The organism is Streptomyces sp. CT34 (assembly GCF_000805335.1).
Classification (GTDB): domain Bacteria; phylum Actinomycetota; class Actinomycetes; order Streptomycetales; family Streptomycetaceae; genus Streptomyces.
On record NZ_KN708638.1, the window covers coordinates 6,305,546 to 6,312,501 of the forward strand.

Consider the following 6,956-nt stretch of genomic DNA (forward strand, 5'->3'; position numbering starts at 1 on the left):
GGCCTGCGTGGTGTATGGGCCTACGCGACCAACGGACCTGCGCGGCGAAGGCGTGGCGGGAGCTTGGCAGGGGCGTCCTCACTGCCGGTGCAGTGCGCGCCGCACGGCGCGCGCGAGCCGGGCCATCGGGCGCGCGGACGGCGGACGGGGGCCCGCGCGGTCGCGCCACCAGCGCGTCAACTGCTGCCGCGCGGCCGGGTCTTCGGGGCGGCCCTGGGCCAGCAGATACGCGGCGAAGTCCAGCGCGTCCTGGCGGTAGCCACCGCGCAGGGGCCGGTACCGGGCATAGCCGAGGAAGGCGGGACGGTAGGCGTCGCCGAGGATCTCCGGGAGTTCGGGGGCGACCTTGGCGACGACCGCGGCCCGCTTCGCGGTCAGTACCCGACTCTGCACCCGCAGCCGGCCGCGGTCGAAGCCCTCCGGCGCGGGCGTCCCCGCCACCAGTGCCGACAGCAGCGCGGTCTGCGCCAGCGCCAGCCGCTCCCGCGCCGCGTCCGTCGAGGGGGATGCGGACGCGGACGCCGGGCGCCGCTCGGCTCCGCCGGCACCGCACGACGGCTGCGGGCGGGGCGTATCCGGGGCTGGCGATGCAGGAGCCACCTCGTCGCCGCCCTGGGTGGCGCGGCAGGAGTCACTGGTGTTCACGGTGTTCCCCGTATTCCGGATTTCCTTGGGTTCCCTGGTTTCCCCGGTTTCCTTGGCTTCCCTGGATTCCCGGGTGTCCCGCTGGTTCCTCTCGTTCCTCTCCTCCCTCTCGTCCCTTTCCGGCCACTCGTTCGTTGGGGTGGTGCCTTCGCCGGCCCGTCCCGGAGGCTGGGCCTCCCGTACCGTGTCCTCGCTCCCCCGTACCGGCTCAAGCCGCCTGGGCATGACGGACGCCCCCCTTCACCACCGCGCGGATCGCGTCGAGTTCACCGGCCAGCTCGCCGCCCTCGGGGAAGTCGTCGTCGCGCTCCAGCAGCACACCGGGCGGGGCGATCCGGGCGCAGAGCTCGGCGAGCACGTCCAGCACCGGCTGGGTGACCGGGTGGGCGTGGCTGTCGTGCCACAACCCGTCGCGCTCGACGCCGCCCGCGACATGCACATACGCGATCGCCTCGACCGGAAGTCCGTCGAGCGCCACGGCCGGGTCCTCGCCCCGGTTGATGTGGTTCGTATGGAGGTTGGCGACGTCGATGAGCAGCCGTACGCCGGTCCGCTCGACCAGCTCGGACAGGAACTGGCCCTCGGTCATCTCCTCACCGGGCCAGTTGATGAGCGCGGCGATGTTCTCCAGCGCCAGCGGCACCGGGAGCGCGTCCTGGGCGATCCGGACGTTCTCGCAGAGCACAGCGAGCGCGTCGCGGGTGCGCGGTACGGGCAGCAGATGCCCGGCCTCCATGGCCGGGGACGCGGTCAGTGGACCGCCGGCCCGGACGAACGCGATGTGCTCGCTGACCAGCGGGGAGCCCAGGGCCGTGGCGCGTTCGGCGAGCGCGGCCAGCCGCCCGGCGTCCGGACGGTCGGCGCCGCCGAGGCCGAGCGAGACCCCGTGCGGTACGACGGTCGTGCCGCGCTCGCGCAACACCTGCAAGGCGGACGGCAGATGACCGGGGCAGACGTTCTCGGCCACCACCTCGACCCAGTCCACACCGGGCAGTGCGGCGATCTCCGCGGCGATCTCCGGCCGCCAGCCGATGCCCGTACCAAGCCGCTCCATCGCTCCCCCTCTTGCTCCTCTTGTTCCTCTTGTTCCGTGATCCCTTGTTCCGTGGTCGGGGTACTCATGACCTCGTCAAGGCGGGCTAATCATGCCTCCGCGCGCTTCAGAGCTCGATTTGAGCTTCGGAGTGGGCGTCGGCCGCCGGGTGGGGCGGTTGCCGGGTGGGTCGGTCGTCGGCTCGACGGGCGTCGACTGCTCAGCGGACCGGCGACAGCGGGGGGCCCTGAAGTGCCGGATGGTCCGCTGCCTCGGGCCCGAGGCCCTGTCGACCGACGAGATGGCACGGATCGTCTCCGAGGTCCTCGACACCGAGATCAGCTACCGGCAGATTCCTGGCGCGGTGTCCGGTTCTGGCGGGCCCCGGCCCACGCACCGATCCGCAACGGAGGCATGTCCCCGCCATGTGGCGGAGGCGCTCTCGTCGGCCGCGATGAGCTGCGGTCTCCCCTCACTCCGTCGGGTGCCACCGGGTGCGCGGGGAGGCGCATCTGCTGATGATGTCGACATGGGGCTTCCAACACGTACCGGACACGGGCCAGTGGGCGGAAGCCGTGATGCCGCGGGGCCTGAGGCGTTGGAGGGAACCGCCCCGTCGTCGGTGCAGTGTGTTCGGCGAGCCGCCGAGTGTGAGAGGTCCCGTCCGCCAACGGTCGGCACGGTCTTCATCAGCGGTATGCACAGTGACACGAATCCGTCACCAGGCTTGGGCGTGGCCCGCTCCTTGCGTCTTGCCTGGCCCGGTCTCCGAATCGTCGGACTGGACTATTCGCCGGAGAGCTCGGGATTGCACTCGGACGTCCTGGACGATCTGGTGTGTCTCCCGTCGTGGAGACGGGCGCATCTCGCGACCTGGGTAGAGCAGATGTGCCGCCTTCTGGAGCCCGACGACGCGCTCTTGATCCCCTGCCTGGACTTGGAAGTCCGGCTGCTCGCCGCGGAGTTGGGCTCCCATGACCGGATCCTGGCCCCGTCGAAGGCCGCACTGGACCTGGTGTGCAAGCCTCCTCTCGACGCCGCCGAACGGCTTGGCATCCAGGTTGCGGAGCATGAGACCGACACCAGCTGGCCTGCGATCGACCGGTTCGTCCGCCGATCTCCTCATGGCGTATGGGTGAAGGGCCAGTACTACGACGCGCATCGGGCCTACACCGCCCGGGACGTGCTGGCCCTGGGCGACGACGTCGAGCAGGCGTGGGGCGGTGGATGGCATCTGGAGGCGCACGTGGCCGGCCAGGAATTCAGCATCGCGTTCTGCGCCCTGAACGGGCGGCTCCTCGACGCGGTTTTCGTGACGAAGGCATCGGTCACGCGCGAAGGCAAGACGTGGGCCGGCGAAGTCGCGGAAGTGGACGAACGGCTGCACGACCGCCTGGCGGATCTGGTCGCCGACGCCCAGTGGACCGGCGGTGGCGAGCTGGAACTCATCCGGAGCTGGCACGGCGAGCTCACACTCATGGAGATCAACCCACGCTTCCCCGCCTGGATCCACGGAGCTTCGGTGTGCGGCGCCAACCTGCCCGCCGCTCTGGCCGCGGGACGAGCCGCCAACCGTGACAGGCGGCTCGCACCGGGCTTCACCCGCGTGGTCCAGGAGATCCCGGTCAACCCCACTTTGGGCATCACCCCATTCGGCTGGGTTGCCGACGGGCTGCCCCGCCCGCCGGACAAACACCCTTCAGGGATGAGTTCCCTGGGCCAACGACGCCTGCTCCCGCCCGAACGCCCCGCGGTGACCGAGGAGCCGATCCGGCCCCCTGTGGCGACAGCCGCACGGACGGGCGGATTCGAGAAACTGCTCGAACCTCCCGGGCGCGAGGCCACCCCGCGCAGACATCTCCTCCTCCCGCTGTTCGCCGAACAGTTCCAGGCACTGGAGCAGCAGGTCGAAGGGCTCGGCCGGGTACTTCTCGCACACAGCGTGAAGACGTGCCCGCAGCCGGACGTGCTGCGCGAGGCCGCACGGCTCGGCATGGTCGCCGAAGCGATCAGCCTGGCCGAGCTCGCAGCGGCCGACCGGCTCGGCCTGGCAGCCGAGCGGGCGATCCTCAACGGGCCGGCGAAGTGGTGGCCCGCCGCCGACCGCGTACGCTGCTGGGCCTTCTTCGCCGACTCCGTAGCCGAACTGCGCAGGCTTCGTGCGCTGTTGGACGACGGATTCCAGCTGGAAGCCGCCGTCGTGGGAATCCGCGCCGCCCCCGTCCACGTCGCCAGCCGCTTCGGCATTCCCCTGCACGAGCCGGAAGTCATGGTCGAGGCCGCCGAGTTGCTCGGTGCTCTCGCCCGCCGGCTCGGAGCCACGTGGGGGCTGCACTTCCACTACGCCCAGAGCGTCCTGGGCGCGGCGCGCTGGCAGCGCGAATGCGCGGCGGCGCTGAGTGCCGCCGATCCGCTGGCGGACCAACTCGGTCAGGCCCCGGCTGTGCTGGACGTCGGCGGCGGCTGGCACGTCGACGACATGCCGTATGTGCGCAGGTCGCTGGAGTACGTACGTGAGCACGGCCCGTCCGCCGCGCGCGAGGCGGATCCGCTGATGGTGCTGGAGCCGGGCAAGATCCTCACACAGCCGACGGCCGCTGTCGTGACCGAGGTCATGGTGCGCCGGGAGTCCCGCCGGAGCTGCGACATCGTCGTCGACGCGTCCGAGGGCGACATGCCCGAGGCGCCGCATCAGCCGCACCCTTTGGCGCGGTTCGACGGATCCCGCTGGGTCCCGTTGTGCCCCGGTCGGGACAAGATCCTGGGCCGATCCTGTATGGAGCACGACGTGCTCGGACGCCGTCTCGACCTGGGCGACGTCCGGGAAGGCGACCACCTCGCGTTCGGCATGTGCGGCGCGTACGACACCTCGATGGCCTACGACTTCGGGTGTGGGGGCGCGCCGCGGGAACTGGGGCAACCATGACCGGCCTGGTCGCGGAGCTGAAGCGGTTCGACCTGATCGGCCTGTCCCGTGTGGCCAGTCATGGGACAGGGTGCTGCACGGCGGTCCGGCACGGCGTGTTCGCCAGGCTCAGGCAGTACACGGATGTGGGAGGCGCGCTCGCCGCCGTCCCAGAGCTCATCCGATGGGGGCCCGTACAGTGGCCGGCGCACTGGTGCGACCTGCCGGACCAGGATGAACTCAGCGGCGACTGCGGGGTACATGCCGACGTGGCGGCAGTGGTACTCGCGCAGGAAGCCGTACCCCACTCGCGTGGCCGCGCGGTACTCCAGCCGGCGCCGCTGGCTCCCGCACACTGGCGAGCCAGTTGGCACGAGGCACAGGTCGTCGATGCCTGGATCGGCGGGGACGTCGTCTACCACGAGGTGCTCCGGGTTGGCGACAGCTGGTGGGACCCGAGCGAAGCCCGCTGGTTCACGGGGGCGGGGGCGCACCTGGGGAGCGGTCGAGTCCTCGCCGTCCGCGAGGAAGACGGGCCGTGGCACATCGCCCCTGACACATCGGCGACGCACGTCCTGCCGTGAGGCCGAACCCGGTCGAGCGCCGCGAGGGGGGACGCTCCCACCCTCCGGGTGCACCAGCAGCGCACCCGGATCGTCTTGGAGGCGCCCATGTCTACTCCGGATACCCGGAACACAGCCGCACCGGACACCGTCGAGGTCGCCACTCCTCCTGGCCCGGTGCGCCTGGCGACGCAGCTGGGCCGGGGCTTCGCGCAGCTCAGCCTCCAGATGAACGCGTGGGTCGGGGCCGTCTTCCTGCTCGCGTTCTTCGTGGGCAGCTGGCAGGCGGGCGTCTTCGGGCTGCTCGGCACCGCGGTCTCCACCGCGACCGCGTACGCCCTGGGCATCGACAAGGGCAACATCGACCTCGGGCTGCAAGGCTTCAGTGGCTGTCTCACCGGCATAGCCTTCCTCGCCTTCCTCGGCGATTCCCCCTCGACCTACGTGCTGACGGCAGGCGGAGCCGTCCTCTGCGTGCTGCTCCACTCGGCACTCACCACCATGCTGGCGCCCTGGCATCTGCCGGTACTGACCGCGCCGTTCTGCATCGTCTGCGGGGCAATGGTGAGCGCGGCCCCGGCCTTCACCCAGGTCTGGCACGGCGGAAGCCCGGCCGCGCTGCCCGTCGCGACTGCCACCGGCAGCGGTTACACCTGGACCGACCTGTGGCACGGGTTCTTCACCAACATCTCCCAGGTCGGTCTCTCGACCCACTGGTACGTCGGCCTGATCATGCTGGTGGGGCTGTTCGTGGCCGGGCTTCGCCAAGGACTTGCCGCCGTCCTGGGCAGTGCCGTCGCGGTGCTCGTCGCCTGGGCCCTGGGCGTCCCGCCGGGCGCGGTCGCCGCGGGTGCCTACGGCTACAACGCAGTCCTGGTGACCATCGCCCTGGGCACCCTCTACCTGGCCGGAACGGTAGCGAGTGCCGTCTACACCCTGATGGGCGCGGTCACCACCACCGTGCTCACCGCCTCCCTGAACGCGTACTTCGCGCCCTTCAGCGGACGCACACTCACCTGGCCCTTCATCACCACCACCTGGCTGTTCCTCGCCGCGGTCCCCGCCTTCCCGCGGCTCCGGCGCGCCCTTTGACCCGTTCGTCAGCCTCATGCGGACAGCCATAGGGCTATGCGTTGCCGGTCAACGTGCCTTGATGGGAGTACAACCGTCACCCCGCCGCCGCTCCCGAGCGTAAGACGTCGACTGCGTCCGGTATCCGGTGTCTGCGCTGGGACTGGCACGAAAACACCTGTGGTCGGGCAGGTCGGGCTGTGGTGATGGGGTTCCGAGGGGCCCGTTGGCGGGTCCGGCTATCGTCGACGGCGTAACGAGGCCGGAGCGCCCGCCGGTGAGACCGTCGCCGCGCCGGGAACGCCCTGCCGGCCGGCACGATCCACAACGGACCAGCGGGCGGCGCAACGGCCCCACGGCCTCACATGTCGCCGTGGTCATGAGGGCGGGGGAGGGGAAGCGGTGTCGCAGCGGATGAGGCTGGACGGGGTCGGGCGGCGATACGGGGTGCGCGGGCCATGGGTGTTGCGCGAGGTGCAACTCGACGTTCCCGTAGGTGCGTTGCTGCGTATCGAAGGAACCAACGGGAGCGGCAAGTCCACGCTGTTGCGGCTGCTCGCCGGTATCGACCGACCCACCGCCGGGCGGATCACCGGACGCCCGCGTACCGCCTACGTTCCCGAACGGTTCCCGGTCGCGCTGCCGTTCACGGCCGCCGGCTACCTCACCCACCTCGGCCGCATCCACGGCCTGCGCACCCCGCAGGCCGCCCGCCGTGCCGCCGAGTGGCTCCCACCGG

Annotated in this window: 4 protein-coding genes and 1 pseudogene; 4 read left to right on the forward strand and 1 reads right to left on the reverse strand. The window is 71.0% G+C overall.

Annotation, left to right across the window (positions count from 1 at the left end; translation table 11 throughout):
• Positions 1 to 78: 78 nt before the first annotated feature.
• Positions 79 to 1,699: pseudogene (locus tag RZ84_RS35625) on the reverse strand (DUF692 family multinuclear iron-containing protein).
• Positions 1,700 to 2,564: 865 nt separating this feature from the next.
• Here RZ84_RS35625 and RZ84_RS27490 point away from each other — a divergent pair.
• The 4 genes from RZ84_RS27490 to RZ84_RS41785 form a co-directional block, all read left to right on the forward strand.
• Entirely contained in the window at positions 2,565 to 4,604 is a 2,040-nt protein-coding gene (locus RZ84_RS27490; RefSeq protein ID WP_043266718.1) for an ATP-grasp domain-containing protein, read from the forward strand.
• Positions 4,601 to 5,167: a hypothetical protein gene (locus tag RZ84_RS27495; protein WP_043266721.1), complete on the forward strand. Its 567-nt coding sequence runs from the start codon at positions 4,601 to 4,603 to the stop codon at positions 5,165 to 5,167. Before RZ84_RS27490 ends, RZ84_RS27495 begins: the two co-directional genes overlap by 4 nt.
• 87 nt (positions 5,168 to 5,254) lie before the next feature.
• Positions 5,255 to 6,238 carry an urea transporter gene (locus RZ84_RS27500; RefSeq protein ID WP_078894767.1) on the forward strand — a complete coding sequence of 328 codons (984 nt, stop codon included), beginning with the start codon at positions 5,255 to 5,257 and terminating at the stop codon, positions 6,236 to 6,238.
• A gap of 393 nt (positions 6,239 to 6,631) precedes the next feature.
• Positions 6,632 to 6,956, forward strand: a 325-nt coding sequence (locus RZ84_RS41785; RefSeq protein WP_241778097.1) for an ATP-binding cassette domain-containing protein, incomplete at its 3' end; no start/stop codon positions are given.

Bases quoted from the DNA above. Each gene is read 5' to 3' on its own strand.
- RZ84_RS27490 (WP_043266718.1), top strand. From the start codon at position 2,565: ATGTGCCGCCTTCTGGAGCCCGACGACGCGCTCTTGATCCCCTGCCTG.
- RZ84_RS27495 (WP_043266721.1), top strand. From the start codon at position 4,601: ATGACCGGCCTGGTCGCGGAGCTGAAGCGGTTCGACCTGATCGGCCTG.
- RZ84_RS27500 (WP_078894767.1), top strand. From the start codon at position 5,255: ATGTCTACTCCGGATACCCGGAACACAGCCGCACCGGACACCGTCGAG.